Source organism: Psychrobacter sp. CX10 (assembly GCF_057621575.2).
In genome coordinates this window covers 913988-931244 of sequence record NZ_CM177736.1, presented here as the reverse complement: position 1 = coordinate 931244, position 17257 = coordinate 913988, and the positions used below count along the sequence as shown (strand labels likewise).

The window sequence follows — 17257 nt, the reverse complement described above, 5'->3', positions numbered from 1 at the left end:
TAAATTAATAGTCGATTTGTGTATTAAAAAACGTTATCTACTTATTAAATACTTAAAATTTATAATACATAGTTTGTTCTTAGACTTATAAATCTAAGCACGCTAATTAACTGTATGTTGTTTAACTATATAGTTTCAAGTTACTGATACTTATTGATAATTGAGTTTATAAGCTAATCTTATCTACCCCACCCATAAATGGACGTAATACTTCTGGAATGGAGATACTGCCATCTCCATTCTGATGGTTTTCCATGACGGCGAGCAGGGTACGCCCAACTGCTAAGCCTGAACCATTAAGGGTATGCGCCAACGTGGTTTTTTTACCCTCTTTAATGCGCGTACCCATACGACGAGCTTGGAAGTCGCCACAGTTTGAACAACTTGATATTTCACGGTAAGTATCTTGGCTTGGCAACCAGACTTCAATATCGTAAGTACGTTTGGCACTAAAGCCCATATCACCAGTACACAATTTAACCACTCGGAACGGTAGGTCCAGTTCTTGCAATATAAATTCCGCTTGGGCGGTCATCGCTTCTAACAAATCGTCCGATTCATCGGGTTTGGCAATATTTACCATTTCTACTTTTTCAAACTGATGCTGACGGATAAGCCCTCGTGTATCACGACCATGCGAGCCTGCTTCGCTTCTAAAACAAGGTGTATGCGCAGTGAATTTAATCGGTAACTCATCAGCATTTAAGCGCTCACCACGTACCAAGTTGGTCATCGGTACTTCGGCAGTGGGAATTAGATAGAAGTTAGTGCCGTCATTATTGGTATGATTGGTCAGCTTAAATAAATCATCTTCAAACTTTGGTAATTGCCCTGTGCCCTCTAGGCTATCGGAGTTTACAATATAAGGTACATTGCATTCCGTATAACCATATTTATTGATATGCGTATTAAGCATTAATTGAATTAAGGCACGGTGTAGTTGTGCCAGTGACCCTTTAAGCACACTAAAGCGACTACCCGTAACTTTAGCAGCGGTTTCAAAGTCAAGCAACCCTAAAGATTCACCAATGTCAGTATGGTCTTTAATCTCAAAATCAAACTGGCGTGGTTCGCCCCACTTGCGAACTTCAACATTGTCCTCTTCTGACCCGCCTATAGGTACATCATCGGCAGGAATATTGGGGATTTGTAGCGCAGCATTATTGATTGTGTCTTGTAGTGTTTTTAGTTGCTCTTCTGCTTGCTTCATATCACTACTGATGGTCTGCATTTGTGCGAGTAACTCAGTAGCGTCTTCGCCATTCTTTTTGAGCATGCCTACTTGCTTAGCGCCAGCATTCTTTTGTGCTTGCAACTCTTCGGTTTTGACCTGTAACGTTTTACGCTGCGACTCTACGTCTTCCCAGAAAGGTACGTCTAATGCATAACCACGGGTGGCTAATTTTTGTTTTAAGTCAGTTAAATCTTGGCGTAATAGCTTTGGATCAATCATGCAGCACCTTTATAATTTTTTTATAACTAATAAATATATGATTATGGCATTTTGGTTAAGGGGTATGATATCAATTGAAAGCATATTTGACTATGCTTAAACTTTCAAAAATGTACAAACCTTAAAAATTTTAGTAACCGTGTGTTCATTCATTGCTTTTAGTAAATTCGAATCTTTATAATTTAATTTTAATAATTAGGATCTCTGTGGATAAAAACATTCACGTATATTGAATTAATTTATTGGATGGAAAGCAAATCGCATTGATGTTAATTAGCACTGATTTTAACTTCAATTGAATTAAATAGATAAGCATCTATAAGTTTCATTTGTAACTACTTTTAGGTAAGATAGCGATACAAAGGCGGATCGCCTGCTAATACAACTATTTTTTGAATCCTCGACCTATTTAACATTTATTTGAGTAAATCTATGGCTCTCTACCCCTACACCCTCCAACCTATCGATATAAATTTAACTGAAGAAGAGTTTCATCAAGCTCAGTACGAATTATTTGAACAAACCAACCCCTCTTTCGGATTGTCCAGTATTAAGCTTAAAGAATGGATAATTATGGCTATTGCGGTTATTGCTGCGGTGGCTGGATTATTGTACGTTAATGGCTATTCAACTATTATATTTTGGGTCATGTTAGCTTTAGTGGTGATCTATCTGTTAGTGCGGACATTTGGAATGAAGTGGTACGTTAAAAGAGAGTTTGAAAAACAGATGGCTGAACAAGAGATGCCTGATGAAATGAAGCAGCTTAAACTTGGTGTACAAAAGCATGGTTTGATTATGTCAATGCCTTCGCCAAATGCAGGTATGCAGCCAAAGTCTATGCGAGGTATGCAAATGCGAGCTTCAAATATGCAACAAGCGGTTATTCCGTGGACATCGATTAAAAGCTGGGAAGAGACCGACGATTACATATTTATGTTATTTGAAATGCAAGGTCAACAAGGCAGTCAAATCATTCCAAAGCGTTTAAAAGCAAATAAGTTTCCTATTGATACCGTTCGTACCCATTTATTAGAAGTTATTCCAGAAAAAGGTTTACAGACTCAAGCAATCACACAGTAAATAAGTCTTAACTGATGAACACAGAGTTGTTAACCCACCCTATATTTAAGCCAACTTTCGTCATCTTTCTATAACATTATAAATTATAGAGTTATAATAAGTTGGCTTTCCTTATATATATGTATCTAACTATTTAGTTAGTATCACTTTATCGCTAATATATGAATCAGCTTAATGCACCATCTAGATGATAAAGCTGATTTACATTTATACAAGTTAATATCATATAGAATCTTTATCTAAAATATTTGAATTAAATTTTTATGATTGGAATAATAAATTACTATTATAAAATCGTTTAATTTTAATTATTTATATTCATTTGTTATTATAATAACCATTAGACATTTGAGCGATATAATATTTAGGTTATGGCTAAATAATGTTATGGCTTAATTATGTTATGTCTTATATAGGTGTGTATAAAACCTATGCCCAATTTTACTTTAGTTAAAATGTTTATGATTTAATTCTTATTAGTTTTAACCCTAGTTATAGGTATTCGATAATCGCTTAAGTATTTTAATTTTAGATACGTTCTAAAAATTTAGATCGTCACACGGTCTAAATTAAATTAATCAATAATTAATAATTAATAAAAATAAGGATAAATGTTATGACTACTAACCAAATCGGTCTTGAAAAAAGAGATATGTCAATTGTTATTGAAAAACTAAATAACTTGTTATCAAGCTACCATATCTTTTATATCAACGTTCGTGGTTATCACTGGAACGTTAAAGGTGAGCATTTCTTCTCACTACATGAGCAGTTTGAAGAACTGTATACAGATTTACAAGTTCAAATTGATGAAATTGCTGAACGCGTACTAACGCTTGGTGGGACCCCATTACATGCTTATAGCGATTTCTCTCAGCACAGTAAAATAAGTGAAGATAAAAACGTTTTCGCTGGTAACGACTGTGTTCGCGGTGTTGTAGCAGGTCTTCAAGAGCTTATTGAAGAGCAGCGTAATGTATCTGAAGCCGCTGAAGAAGCTGAAGACCAAGGTACAGCTGACTTAGTTGATGACTATGTACTAGAGCAAGAGAAACTTATCTGGATGTACAACGCATTCTTAGGTTAATTCATAAATAGTTTAAATCATAAATATGTTTATAAACTTTTAATATGCAATGTGATAGGTTAACTATATTAAAATTGCGATGAATTAATCTTAGCATTACACCATTAGAGATAAATTAAAAGCCCCTGCTATTTAGCAAGGGCTTTTTTAATGACTTTAATATGAGTAGATTGATTGATTCATACTTTAAGCATTACACTCGTTTAGTACCTGTTTACCGTATTTATATCCAGACCATAAGTTATATCAATAAATCTTAGTAATAGGCTTAAAATTTTTATCCGAGTAGAATAAAATAAGCCCAACATGCCACTATTGCGGCAGCAATGATATTGAGTATCACCCCTACCCTGACCATCTCAGACTGCTTGATTAAACCCGTGCCAAATACAATAGCGTTTGGCGGTGTGGCGACAGGTAACATGAAGGCACAAGATGCACCAATTCCTATTATCAATACCAATACTTCTGTAGGTATACCCATTTGTTCGGCAATGGCCACAAATATAGGCACAAGCAAAGCAGCAGAAGCGGTATTAGACGCAAATTCAGTTAAAAAGATGATGAAAGCAGCCATGGCTAACAAGATCAAGAACATCGGCGCATTCATTAGGGCAGTAGCAACTGACTCACCCATCACAACTGATGCCCCTGATATTTTCAATACATTGGATAAAGCAATACCCCCACCAAACAGCATGAGCACACCCCAATCCGTATTATCTGATACTTGCTTCCAAGAAACTAAACCAAGTCCAACCACGGCTACAGCTGCACTCAAAGCAATAATAGTGTCCGTTTTAGCAATATCAAACGTTGCACCGATCTTTTTACTAAATAACCATGCGAGCACCGTTAATATAAAGACGATAATGGTTAATACTCGAGGTTTTGTCCATGGAATTGATGCCGCATCAACAGACTTTATCTGAACATTTAGGTTTGGTTTTAAGATAAAGTACATAGAGCCGATTAGTAAAGGTAATAAGATGATGACCATCGGTATACCAAACTTCATCCAATCGATATTGGCCATATTTAAAGCTTCCGCAGCAATACCATTTGGTGGGGAGCCTGTGATGGTGCCTAATCCACCAATACTGGCTGAGAAGGCAATACCTAACAAGACAAAAACAAATGTGCCTCGATCATTCTCTCTATCTACTTGCGTTAGCAGTCCAATAGCGAGCGGCAACATCATGGCGGTCGTTGCAGTGTTTGAAATCCACATCGATAAGAATGCAGTGGCTACAAAAAGTAAAAGAACTGCGTTCATTAGACGCCCGCCCGACATAGATATAATCTTTAAGGCAATTTTTGCATCTAATTTTTGTACATGGAGTGCAGCGGCAAGCGCAAAGCCACCAAAGAAGAGATAAATCAGTGGGTTTGAAAAACTTGAAAGGGCTTTTGCTGTATCAAATTCTGGAATACCTATAATCACGCCAACCACCACTACCAACAGCGCAGTGATAGTTACATGTAGTGCTTCTGTAAGCCATAATGCTCCAATAAACACCAATAAGGTCAAGCCCTTATTCACACTTGAATCAAAGGGTAAAATATAAAATAATATTATGCTAACAATTGCAGCAATAGCGGTAATTAATAGCCCTTTGAAAGTACCCTTAGGAAATGTGTCCGTAAAAAGATATTCATTGCCATCGTTAGGTAGATGATCGTCGAGATCATCATTTGGACCTCGTTTGGAATTTGGATTTGTATTTGTCTTTGACATTTTATGTCCTTATAAAATATTTAACTCATACCATAATGAATAACACCATTTTAATTAGTATTGTTTATGGATGCAGGATTCGATTAATTGTTCTGGTAAATAATGCCTTGAAAAATCAAACAATGAATAATTGTAAAATTGATTGGCTAAAAAGTCACTAAACAATTTCTAAAAAGTTACTATAAGTTATAAAATACTGTCTATTTTTTATTTATTAAATTATAAAGCACTTAAGAAAAAACTATTTAATGCTAAATATTCTTGTAATTGATAAACTTTATGAAAGCTTTAAGATTAATTTATGGGTATACGGCGTTATCAATAGAGTAAACGATATGACCCCTCAAGCTGGGTATGATTGGCATTTAGGGTTTAAAAAAAGCCTAGCAGTGGCTATAGGCTATGTGCCCGCTGGAATAGCATTTGGGGTTTTGGCTCAAGTGGCAGGTGTACCTGCATGGGCGACTATATTTTTGAGCATTCTTCTCTATGCGGGCGCCGCGCAGTATGCCTGTATTCCTATGCTAAGCGCAGGTATGGCGATAAGTAGTATAGCCACTAATATCGCTGCTATTAATTTACGGCATATATTTTATGGTATGCCGTTATTGGAAATCATGCCCAAAAATAAGATTGCCAAAGCCTATTGTTTATTTGCCTTAACCGATGAGACATTTTCCGTAATGACAAGCCTGCCTGCTGCGACACGCTCAACATTGATGTTGCCAATATGCTTGTTTAATCAAATGTGGTGGGTGATTGCTAGTGCGATTGGAGTGATGATAGGCAGTACGTTAAATGGCTTGATTCCTCATTTAGATTTTGCACTGGTTTGTTTATTTGCGATATTGGCCTATGAACAATTTAATAGTATAAAACGTTATTTTCCAATTATTATAGCTATTTTGGCGTTGTTTATGGCGTCATATATCACTAGCGAATGGTTGCTCTTGACGGCAATAAGCCTATGTATGCTCCTTATATTGGTACGTGCATATTGGGTTGAATCAATATCAAGTGGTGTTGATAATGGATAATGGTTATCTCATATTGGCAACCCTAGCAATGGCAGGAGTCACATTTGTAACCCGTGCGTTGCCCGCTTTAATTCCGAAGAGAATAATTGATACGCCTTGGCTGCATCGATTAAATGAAAGCTTACCTTTATCAGTTATGGTACTACTTATATTGACAAGCTTATCCTATCCGTCGCTAACATTAATTAGCGATTTAAGTATTCAAGAAGTATCATTATTTTTGGCTCAAGTGGGTGCATTATTACTGGTATTATTAGTCTATCATGTGAGTCGTCAATTACTGGTTAGCATGATTGTCGGCATTGCCGCCTTAAATGGGCTATTATGGATGTTTACGTAGTTATCGTTTTAATTGTAGAATCAAATGGGTTTAATGTCTTTAGCATCGGTTAATCAAAAACATAGTAAAGCTTTCATCTAAATCAATCGAGCACTTAATATAAACCCTGACTTAAAACAACCCTGAATTAAAACAAACAAATACTTAGATAAAAACCTTAAAAATCAACAAAGTCACTTATAGGACCAAATATGAAAAACACATTAAAGACCGCTACCTTATTAGCATTGATGGCTATGGTGGGATGCACATCCACAGGCACATCGACTACTGGTGGGACTGGAAATATTGATATAGGCACGGCGACAAATGCTGGCATGTCCATCTTTAAATCAGCCGTCGATAATCAATGCCGTGAGGAGCTCAACAAACAAAACGCATGGCGCATTGCACGGGCAGCGATGACAGCTGAACAAGAAACTGCGATGCAGTCTAAAATTTGTGGCTGTGTTAGTGATCAAGCACCTCAGCAGGTTACCGTTGCCGATATGACAAATGCAGCGGTAGATTCGAACTATAGAGCACAGTTGGTGGGTAAAGTTGTCGCACGCTCACTACAATCTTGCTATAGCTCTATGCTTAACTAATGCTATTTAATAACTGGCTTAATCGTAATTAAAAAAGCTTAGACCAGATTAAATGTAGTTGTTTAGATAAATCAAATCTGTTTTTATTCGCCCTATATTTAGATCTATAATCTGAGCTCTTATTAGTCTATATAAAAAAGAGCTGTGAGGCATGAGTCTAGACAATATAAACTAAGGTGTAAGATAGTCATAAAAAGACCAAAGTATTAAGCCACAGAGGATAGGATTTCTTCAACTGTTGAACTGTGAACCGCCTCACTATTTATCGAATTAATTTCATTTCTTATTGGGCTTAGGTCATTAGTCTTCGAATTAAACAGATTGTAGGCAGAAAGCTGATCATATAGTGCAACCACCTCCCCCATTATCAATAATGCGGGTGTGGGTAGTTTTGCACTGGCTTGTTGTTCGACAATAGACTCAAGTGTCCCAACTAAAACCTGCTGGGTTGGTAGACTTGCATGGCTTACTAAAGCAAAAGGGGTATCACGAGATCGTCCAGCCTTCATCAAACCTGTTGTTAGACTTTCTAAGCGGTTCAGTCCCATATATAGTACGACCGTTTGAGTAGGATCAAGAAGCTCTTTATAGTCTTCGTTGGGCTGATTAGTCTTTTTAAACGCGGTCACAAATTTAACAGATTGAGAACACGAACGGTGAGTTAAAGGAATACCCGTACTACTTGAGGCGGCGCTCGCTGCGGTAATTCCAGGAATTGATTCATAATAGATCCCATTATCGACTACCGTTTGCAGCTCTTCCCCTCCACGGCCGAAAATAAAGGGATCGCCCCCTTTTAGGCGCACTACACACTTGTTCATTAGAGCATAAGTCACTAACAGCTGATTAATATCTTCCTGCGGCATTGCATGATTATTGCGGCGTTTGCCAACGAATACTTTTTTAGAATCCATAGCACACATATCCAAAATATCTTGAGACACCAAGCTATCATAAAGAACCACATCTGCTTGTTGCATTACGCGATAAGCTTTGAGGGTTAAAAGCTCAGGATCACCTGACCCAGCGCCTACGAGGTAAACAACTCCTTTTTGAGCAGGCTTAGCTAATAGCTTAGCCTTATCTTGCATAATTTGTTTGGTAGTTAAGCAGGGTTTTAAATAGTGGTTAGAAATGGCGGGTCGGTTATAGCTTGGCTCTGTCATGCTTGGGTCTAAGTTGCTTGTTAAGGTCATGCTTGGTGTGCTCCTGGCATAGTGCAGTAATCTTTCTAATACGAATCTTTATTAAAGACTCATTAAATATACTGCAACTTATATGCCAGATAGCGAATAAGACGCATAAAGCAATGTAACACATTAGATTACTGCTAAATAGCTTCTGTAGTCTACGAACTACTAATCGGTTACGGCGTTACCTCAATAAGCCTAAGCGATCCGTACTAGCACTCGGTTGATTTGTAGCCATTTTAGACTTCTTTGACTATACCTCCTCAACGGTGGTATTGGTTCTAATAATTTCATTAATTTGGCTAACACACGATCCACAATTGGTGCCTGCTTTAGTATGATGCCCGACACTACTAGAGCTTGTACAATTAAACTCTTTAATCGCTTTAATAATAGTATTCTCACCCACCCCCATGCACGCACACACGATAGCCCCAGGGTCGACATAACCATGTGCTGGCTTGCCTGCCAGTATCCATTTTATGGATGGCACCTCATCCATAGTTATAAAGCACTCATCTAGCCAAGTTGTCTTGGGTAAATCGCTGTTTTTAGATCCTACATACACTGCCATGACCATATGATTTGAGTGTTGATTGTTATTCTCTGTATGCGACCCTATATTAGTTTCAGTTTCTGCATCACTATGTATATCACAGTATGTATCGCTCAACTGAGCATCTTTTTGAACACCTTTAGAAGGTTGTTTTGAAGCGAATTGCACGGCTAAGCGAAATTTTTTGCGTTTGGTATCACAGATCAAACTTTTGTTAAATTCTAGATTTTGTTGGTTTATATCTGAGCTTAAAGGCAATTGTTTTTTCGAGCCTTCAACAGAGTCCCCGTTCAGACTTGTTGAACTTGCAGACATATCTGCATACGCATTGTTCTCATTTAATGATTTAGTATGAGTATCCGATTGACCGTTTAAAGTACTCAATAAATTATTCCAAAAATTATTTTCAATAAGATCCGCAGCAAGTTTAGCGCTGAATACAGCAATGGATAGTGAGACGCTATTTTTTTGACGACTAAGGCTATAAATTAAATTAGGCGTGTTTTTAGAGTGAACTTTTTTATCTCGAGCACTTATTCCGTTAGAATTAATAACCTGCATACGTGATGTATTACTATCTTGTTGGGTGTTATCGAATGATAGTGTGTCGTAATATTGTTCGTCTGCTATAAGCTGACGCAATTCTCCAACAATCCAGTCTCTATAGTCAGGGTGAATAATAATTTTTGCGACACTCTTAATTGATACTGCGCTTGCAAAGACTGCGGAGTTTTTAAGCTCAGGTTGACCCGATACTGGATCAACCTTTGTGGGTACTAATGCGCCTACTCGGGCGCTATTAGCAAAAGCATCACTCCAATGTATCGGCATAAAGGCATCTCCTTCACGCAAATCTGCATTAATTTGAACCTTGGCGATGACCCTGGTGAATTTATTTTGATCTGAACCTTTTGAATCAGTTCCATCATTAGACGCTAATACACTTGAATTGAGTTGAATATAGGCAGGTTCACTTAATTGATCTAACGCATTGACATCTGTGTTAGCTTTACTTATCAAATCAATACCTTTGTTAGTGATTTCGGTATTGTGAGCGTCTTCTTTCAATAGTCCTAACTTAATTGCATCATTGGGACTAATACTAATAATAGGTTCAGATTGTTGCTGATTAAGTATCGGCGCCAGTGCGGTGCGCGTCATGGTATGCCACTGATCCCGCAGCCTTCCAGTATTCAACCGTAGCTTTAAGCCGTTACGATCTTCTGTTTTGCTAACTACACTTGCATTATTAGCGTGACAATATGCTTTGATAGCATCAACGTCAAGGTGGCTATGCACCGCTACAAACTTTAATTCATGTTCAAAATCAGCTCTCGTCATATGAATATGACGCTCTCCCCATTGTATGGGCGTTAACTCATCATACTGCTGCTTAGTAAGAGGCAAAGCCCAACCTAACGAATTTTGCAGACTTTTTGCTATATTTAGATATCGAGGTATTGGTAACGTGCGCTCATTAGGCAGAGGGTTATTATCATTAGAATAATTAATGTCAATTGATCTTTCATTGTCGTCAACCTTGATATCAGCTGACTTCTCTATATTATTGATGGGACTGTTTATAATACTGTTACTGTTAATGTTACTGTTGACAATACTTTTATAGAAGACCTTATTAAAACTATCGTCATTTCTATAGTCGGTTAATCCCACATATTCATTAAAGATATCGCCCACATATTGGTAATCGAATCCATTAAAGCCCATGCGTTTTGCCACTTGTGACATAATCCACCAGTCAGGTTTTGCACTGCCAACGGCAGGCATTAATGGACGCTGACGAGAGATACGACGCTCCGAATTGGTTACCGTACCTGATTTCTCACCCCACCCCTGTGCAGGTAATACAATATCAGCACAACGTACCGTATCACTATCCATTGAGCACTCTGACACAATCACCAAGTCACAATGCTTTAGCGCTCGTTTAAACTTATCCGCTTCAGGGATACTTACAATAGGATTGGTAGCCATAATCCAGATGGCTTTAATCTTGCCGTCTAATATGGCGTCGGCGACATCGCATACAGCTGTACCCTTGTTCGGGCTTATGGCTTTTGGGGAATGCCAATAGTCCGCTACTGCTTGGCGATGTTCGCTATTTTCAAGTTTTAAATGAGAAGCCAGAAGATTAGACAAGGCGCCCACTTCTCGCCCGCCCATGGCATTAGGCTGGCCAGTTAATGAAAAGGGATTGGCGCCATCTTTACTCACACGCCCCGTCAATAAATGCGTATTAATAATCGCATTGACCTTGTCAGTACCTACGCTCGACTGATTCACCCCCATACTAAACGCTGATAGTGTTTTTGGATGGCTCGCTACCAATTTATAAAACTGTTCGATAAGCGTTATATCTACTTGAGTTACTTGAGCCACAGCTTCAAGCGTCCAAGATTTAGCAGCCTGCAAAGCGTCTTCTAACCCATCACAGTGTTTGGTATAATCACAGTCTTCAAACCCATTTTGGTGCAGATAGTGAAGTAGTCCATTAAATAAATGCGTATCTGTACCCGCTGTGATAGGTAAGTGAAGATCTGCAAACTCGCAGGAGTCTGTACGGCGTGGGTCAATAACGATTAGCTTTTTGCTTGGGTTTGTCTTTTTGGCTTCCAAATAACGCCCAAACAATATGGGATGACACCATGCCATATTTGAACCGATAAGCACCAACAAATCACATGTTTCCAAATCACTATAGCTGCCAGGCACTAGATCTGCACCAAAAGAGCGTTTATGACCTGCAACAGCAGAAGACATACAAAGACGCGAGTTTGAATCTATATTATTACTACCAATAAAGCCTTTCATAAGCTTATTAGCAACATAATAATCTTCACTTAGTAACTGACCTGAGGTATAAAACATAACACTATCGGCCCCATATTCATCAATAGTGTTATTTAGTTTTTGAGCAATATCAGCTGTAATCGTATCCCAATCTGATTTGATTATAACGGCTTCTGGCGCGTCATCAGCTTGTCTGGAATCAAGTTTATATAGTAAAGCTTGTTCGGTAGGTTCATAAGTTTTGATGGTTGATAAACTGGCATCTTGATGAAATAAATCTTTATATTGAAAAGTGGGCAGCATCGTATTATGTTTACGCTGATAGAACGGCTCAGTTAACCGCCGCTCTACTCCAAGGGTCTGCGCCAATGCGCTACCTTTTGAGCATAGTTTGCCAAAGTTTGCCGGGTGGTTTGGATCACCTTCAACACTGACCACTCCCTTGTCAATCGTAGCCAATACACCGCAGCCCACGCCGCAATACGGGCAGGTTGTTCGTATTTTTTGAGGGCTGTTACTATCAATGGTAATTGAATCTATGATGTCACGAGCAGAAGTTTTAGGGTTATACATATCTTGGAGCGGCGTAAATTGAGTTAAAGTCTCTATGTCAGGTGCTGTGATGTTGGTTGTATCATCTAAATTATTATTCGATTGTTTAATAAAGCTTTTATGACTAGTTTTGATAAGATTCTCGCTATAAACTGTGGCTTTTGTCTTATTAGGGTTCGTTATTGCCATTTTTTTTTATGACTAAGTGACATTTAAATAAATGGCATTTTAATGAGTGTTATTGTATTGAATGATATTGTTAAATAGGTTCAACCCACTGCGGAAGTACTAAGGGTATTCATAGATTCTATTCGCTCAGAAGTATCTGGCTTAGTATGAGTATGGTCAGGGTGGTGCAGTTGGATACTGGTTTTACTTTGAATATTGTTCTCATGTTTAAGATTTTTAATTGGTTCTATGGATTCGACGGGTGCGAATGCTTCAGATGATAGCTCATTGGCCGTTGATTCATGCAATTTATCTAATAAAGGTTGGCAGTATGCGGCGCCATAGATTAATTCATCCTTAATTTGTGAAATATTTGTTTCATCATTGATTAACTGACCATAAAAATTGCCGTCACTGGTTTCGCCATATAGTACGGCGCCCACCAATTTATCAGATTGTATATACAAACAATGATAATGTTCATTTTGCTCGTCTTTATACACAATCTCTTCCAAAGTTTCTAATTCTTCATCATCAAAACTAATCTGACCTGATGAATACACGGCGATACCTGAAACTTTTAATTTTAATGCTAATGGCACACTGACAAACGGCGTCCATGAAGTTTGCTTTTTTTGATGTATTAAAACGCTAACCAGAGTATCTACGTGCTGATTTACTGAAGATACCATACCAAAAAGCTCATTATTAAATTCAACACACTCTCCGATAGCATATATATTATCGCAGCTAGATTGCATATATTCATCGACAATAATGCCTCTACTAACTTCTAAACCGCACGCTTTAGCAAGACTGGTATTCGGTATAATACCCACAGCCATAACTATAAAATCTGCCTTTAGCGTCCTTCCATCATCAAGACTTAACCCAGTGACTTCATGCTTGTCATTGACTTCAATAGCACGCGTTGATGCTGACAATACCAAGCCAACATCACGTCTTAATAGTTCCTCTTGTAGTAGCAATGCAGCTGATTCATTAAGTTGCCGATTTAACACATACTCATCGACATGGACGACACTCATTGAAGCGCCCTGAGCCTGCAAAGCACACGCCGCTTCTAACCCTAATACACCGCCTCCGATAACCAGCCCCATCTTACCTTGTTTGGCATAGTTACTTAAAACAGCTACATCTGCCACATCACGAAACACATGCACCCCTTTTGCCTCAAAGTTTGGAAAAGGGATGACTTTAGCGGTAGATCCTGTTGCGATGATTAGCTTGTCATATAAAACATTGTAGCCATTATCAAGTTTGATAATTTGATTATCAGTATCTATTGATTCAACACTGATTCCTGCAAGCACATTGATACCAAGCGCATCGTATTCATTTTTGTCATAAAGATAGGTCTCATTAAAGCTTATTTCATTAGCTAATACTGGAGATAGCATAATGCGGTTGTAGCCCACATTTATCTCTTTACTGATGAGAGTTATTGAAGGGCATTCTAATTTGGCTGCACCGAATGCAGTTGCAAGCTTGATAGCCATGCGACTTCCTGCCATACCCGCGCCGATTATGACTATATTACTTGAGTGCTCTATTTCACGAACATCGCTTGAACTTTTTTCAACCGAAGTTAAAAGTTCATTAACTCCATTTTTGCTTGATGACGCACTGATAGCTAAATGATGTTTTGCCATGACAGTCCTTAGACTCTGTGTTGGTATATTTTATTTTTATAGAAAGTTTGCTACATATGGTAACTAGATTTGTTTATAAGCAGGGCATATACGTTAGCTCATAAAAGTGTTTTATAACCATATTTAAAACAACAAACTTTATTACTTTTTATCCAATTGATTATTACCCATTTACTTTATACCCAAATTTTTTCTTAAATTGGTGCATGACCACATCAATGAATCACACGCAGTATCAGAAGAGTAATTAAATAGTCTCACTAAAAATGGATCAAATTAATGGTAGAAATTTAATAAGTAAAAAAACTATAAATATACCCTGTATCAAGCAAATGCCATGCCAAAACAATAATGGGTTTCGTTTAATTAAAGGCTCAGGCTCCTTAAAAGAGGAATTATTATCAGGATCAAAATCTTGTAAAAACTCGCCAATAGCTTGATATCGTGCATTTATGTTTCGGTGTAATGCTCTTAGTAGAGCTTGTTGAGTAGCATCTGGAACTTTATGCTGCCTGAGTAGGTGAGTTGGAACGACCATATCATCAGCTGCGTTCATGAGCATTTGAGACGTAAACGGTAATAAACCAGTTAATAACTCAAAACCGATAACAGCAATTGAAAATAGATCAGAATGCACTCCTTTGGGTGCATCAGTGTAATATTCTGGTGCAGCATAATGTAAATCGCCTACTGGCGGGCGAGTATTGTCTTTAATAATTGAAGATGCTGCTGAACCAAAGTCTATTAATTTGATTGATCCAGTTTTGGTTAATATGATGTTTTCAGGTTTAATATCTTGATGTAGCAAATAATTACGATGCATCACTCGCACCGCCATACTGATTTTGGTTAGCAAGTCGAAGGTTTGCCACACATCACAGGGTCCGTTACGAGTCATATAGACTCTTAAGCTTTCACCTTCTATATATTCTGTTAAATGGTATAAGTATTCAGATCTTGCTGGAACAGGATAATAGCGAAGCAGTCCTGAAGCGCCTAATGAAGCGCCTAAACCAGACATACCAGAATTTGAGACTTTAGAAATGCCACCATGTGAACGATTATTGCTGGTTTGATTTATTGATGAGTGTGGTTTGGCATCTACATTCGGATTTAATTGGTTCGGATTTAATTGATTGTGCGCCGTCTCCCCTGCTCGTTTGTACTTTGACAGACTCAGCCCTATTTTTCTTTCTTTTAAAAACTCACGTAAATAATTACCATCATCTACCGTTCTTAAACTCGGAGATTTTAAAACATAATCATGTCCGTCATTATCTTTTACTAAATAAACTTCGCTACGCGCTGTTCGCGAAATTATTTTTGTAATCTCAAAGCCATCAATATATTCTCCTTCCTCAAATCCTGTCGGAATCTTAAATTGTTTAAAATTATTTAAATTGTGATTGTCCGAACTGATCAAGTTTTCAGTACCATTAATGGTATTAGGCTTAAACTTAGGCTTAGGCTGAGACTCAGTTTCAGAAATATTAGTCATTTCGGTTTGGTTCTCTGAATCAGAAGATAGCTCGGAAAAATTAGGCTCAGATGAATATTTTTCATTGGATACGCTTTTATGTGTATTCATATTATTAGCTTTTATATTATTAGCATTCATAGGGCTAGATAGATGAGTGTGAGAGAGTGACTCAAAATTTAAACTTCCCATGCCTAAGTAAATCATCGTTAAATTATCATTACTGCCTTCATTCAATGAATGATCACATACATCTTGGCTAATACTATTAAGCAGAGACATATTGGCATCAACATTACTTGTTAATGACTCTATGCTAGAAGTTAATTTGTATTGCAATTCAATAGGATCAATAAACTCATATACACCGTCTGTCATGAGAGCTAAATATTCATTTTGGTGCAAAGTGAATACTTTTTGTTGTAGTTTAACAGTTGCGTCAGCGCCTAGGGCTGCAGATAATGCGCCTTTATCTTGCCCGTGATTTATTCGGTGATCGGTAGTGAGTATAGTAAAGCTACTTGCATTGACTCTATATATTCTAGAGTCCCCTGTATGGAACACATGCACACAATCTCCAATGCATAGAACACCAGATAAGGTTGATAATAATGGGGCAACCCGTTGATAAGCTTGTGAAAAATACATGGCATCGTTTGCACTATTCACAGCGTGTTTGATAGCCGCAGCCACTTTATAATTGTCCAAAATATCTGTTAAATCTTTAATTTGTGTATCGATACCTTCACGTTTTTCATTAGCTTCAGTCATCCACTCTTGAAATATCTTATCTAGCTCACTAATTAAATGCTTTGTGAAAGTATCAATTGCGAGTCGACTCGCCGCTTTCGGAAATTGACAAGCACTTACACCATCCGCCAATACGGTCAATACTGGTAATTGTTCACGCTTGATAAGCTGGCAGGTTTTATGTGTGCTACTTTGTTGGGCTTTGTCTTGGTGGGATTTGAATTGACGTGCGTTGTCTTGTTGGGATTTGACTTGATGTGCGATGTCTGAATAGGGTTTTAAATCACTAAGTTTTGAATTTAATTTATTTAACTTAAATGTCGTCTTAAAAATGTTTGCGTAATTTACTAGACACGTTGTTACTAGGATGCTGTCCTGATTTTCTCTTTTATGACCTGACATGGTGCAGAAATCGATCCACCAACTGGCAGTGGGTAGGCTTGAATTTGGGGTATTACTTATTTTATTTTGAATATGCGGGGTAATAGTCTTAGTGGTAGCACTATTACTAATATGGTTTAAGCCTTTTGAATCTAAGCTAACTGATCTAGCTAAGTCACTATCCATTGACACGTTTAACTCCTGTCTTTATAGCGATATAAGAGGCGTTTTTATATTAAACGCCTTAGTTTGCACTATTAAAATATTTTATGAGACATAAAGTGATGTCACTTTATATCTCATATGGTATGGCATTAGGTTTCATTTATTAATGCTTATTCATATTGAATGGCAACATTAATGCTTAATGTTAC

11 protein-coding genes are annotated in these 17257 nt (G+C 37.6%); 5 read left to right on the top strand and 6 right to left on the bottom strand.

What is annotated here, in order from left to right; all coding sequences use genetic code 11:
• Positions 1-166: 166 nt before the first annotated feature.
• A complete protein-coding gene (gene serS / locus AC21OH_RS03585; protein WP_487371339.1) occupies positions 167-1453 on the bottom strand; it encodes a serine--tRNA ligase in 1287 nt (428 codons plus the stop codon).
• Between the two features lie 432 nt (positions 1454-1885).
• Between serS and AC21OH_RS03580 the strand changes: the two genes are divergently transcribed.
• On the top strand, positions 1886-2536 hold the full coding sequence (locus AC21OH_RS03580; protein ID WP_487371340.1) for a YcxB family protein: 651 nt from the start codon (positions 1886-1888) through the stop codon (positions 2534-2536).
• A gap of 616 nt (positions 2537-3152) precedes the next feature.
• Positions 3153-3623 (top strand): Dps family protein, encoded by a 471-nt coding sequence (locus AC21OH_RS03575; RefSeq protein ID WP_487371300.1) that lies wholly within the window; start codon positions 3153-3155, stop codon positions 3621-3623.
• A 277-nt stretch (positions 3624-3900) separates the two neighbouring features.
• On the opposite strand, the gene AC21OH_RS03570 is transcribed toward AC21OH_RS03575, so the two are convergent.
• Complete coding sequence (locus AC21OH_RS03570; protein WP_487371301.1) at positions 3901-5361, bottom strand: SLC13 family permease; 1461 nt, start codon at positions 5359-5361, stop codon at positions 3901-3903.
• A gap of 335 nt (positions 5362-5696) precedes the next feature.
• On the opposite strand from AC21OH_RS03570, the gene AC21OH_RS03565 reads away from it, so the two are divergent.
• The 3 genes from AC21OH_RS03565 (at position 5697) to AC21OH_RS03555 (ending at position 7325) form a co-directional block, all read left to right on the top strand.
• Entirely contained in the window at positions 5697-6398 is a 702-nt protein-coding gene (locus AC21OH_RS03565; RefSeq protein ID WP_487371310.1) for an AzlC family ABC transporter permease, read from the top strand.
• Positions 6391-6738 (top strand): AzlD domain-containing protein, encoded by a 348-nt coding sequence (locus AC21OH_RS03560; RefSeq protein WP_487371302.1) that lies wholly within the window; start codon positions 6391-6393, stop codon positions 6736-6738. The genes AC21OH_RS03565 and AC21OH_RS03560 overlap by 8 nt, the downstream gene beginning before the upstream one ends.
• A gap of 191 nt (positions 6739-6929) precedes the next feature.
• Positions 6930-7325, top strand: a complete 396-nt coding sequence (locus tag AC21OH_RS03555) for a hypothetical protein (RefSeq protein WP_487371303.1) — start codon at positions 6930-6932, stop codon at positions 7323-7325.
• A 206-nt stretch (positions 7326-7531) separates the two neighbouring features.
• On the opposite strand, the gene cobA is transcribed toward AC21OH_RS03555, so the two are convergent.
• The 4 genes from cobA to AC21OH_RS03535 form a co-directional block, all read right to left on the bottom strand.
• Complete coding sequence (gene cobA, locus AC21OH_RS03550; RefSeq protein ID WP_487371304.1) at positions 7532-8521, bottom strand: uroporphyrinogen-III C-methyltransferase; 990 nt, start codon at positions 8519-8521, stop codon at positions 7532-7534.
• A gap of 247 nt (positions 8522-8768) precedes the next feature.
• On the bottom strand, positions 8769-12623 hold the full coding sequence (locus AC21OH_RS03545; RefSeq protein ID WP_487371305.1) for a nitrate reductase: 3855 nt from the start codon (positions 12621-12623) through the stop codon (positions 8769-8771).
• 80 nt (positions 12624-12703) lie between these two features.
• On the bottom strand, positions 12704-14275 hold the full coding sequence (locus AC21OH_RS03540; protein WP_487371306.1) for an NAD(P)/FAD-dependent oxidoreductase: 1572 nt from the start codon (positions 14273-14275) through the stop codon (positions 12704-12706).
• Between the two features lie 271 nt (positions 14276-14546).
• Entirely contained in the window at positions 14547-17069 is a 2523-nt protein-coding gene (locus AC21OH_RS03535; protein ID WP_487371311.1) for a bifunctional protein-serine/threonine kinase/phosphatase, read from the bottom strand.
• Positions 17070-17257 lie beyond the last annotated feature (188 nt).

Coding starts and splice junctions, on each gene's coding strand:
- serS (WP_487371339.1), bottom strand. CDS start 1,453: ATGATTGATCCAAAGCTATTACGCCAAGATTTAACTGACTTAAAACAA.
- AC21OH_RS03580 (WP_487371340.1), top strand. CDS start 1,886: ATGGCTCTCTACCCCTACACCCTCCAACCTATCGATATAAATTTAACT.
- AC21OH_RS03575 (WP_487371300.1), top strand. CDS start 3,153: ATGACTACTAACCAAATCGGTCTTGAAAAAAGAGATATGTCAATTGTT.
- AC21OH_RS03570 (WP_487371301.1), bottom strand. CDS start 5,361: ATGTCAAAGACAAATACAAATCCAAATTCCAAACGAGGTCCAAATGAT.
- AC21OH_RS03565 (WP_487371310.1), top strand. CDS start 5,697: ATGACCCCTCAAGCTGGGTATGATTGGCATTTAGGGTTTAAAAAAAGC.
- AC21OH_RS03560 (WP_487371302.1), top strand. CDS start 6,391: ATGGATAATGGTTATCTCATATTGGCAACCCTAGCAATGGCAGGAGTC.
- AC21OH_RS03555 (WP_487371303.1), top strand. CDS start 6,930: ATGAAAAACACATTAAAGACCGCTACCTTATTAGCATTGATGGCTATG.
- cobA (WP_487371304.1), bottom strand. CDS start 8,521: ATGACCTTAACAAGCAACTTAGACCCAAGCATGACAGAGCCAAGCTAT.
- AC21OH_RS03545 (WP_487371305.1), bottom strand. CDS start 12,623: ATGGCAATAACGAACCCTAATAAGACAAAAGCCACAGTTTATAGCGAG.
- AC21OH_RS03540 (WP_487371306.1), bottom strand. CDS start 14,275: ATGGCAAAACATCATTTAGCTATCAGTGCGTCATCAAGCAAAAATGGA.
- AC21OH_RS03535 (WP_487371311.1), bottom strand. CDS start 17,069: ATGGATAGTGACTTAGCTAGATCAGTTAGCTTAGATTCAAAAGGCTTA.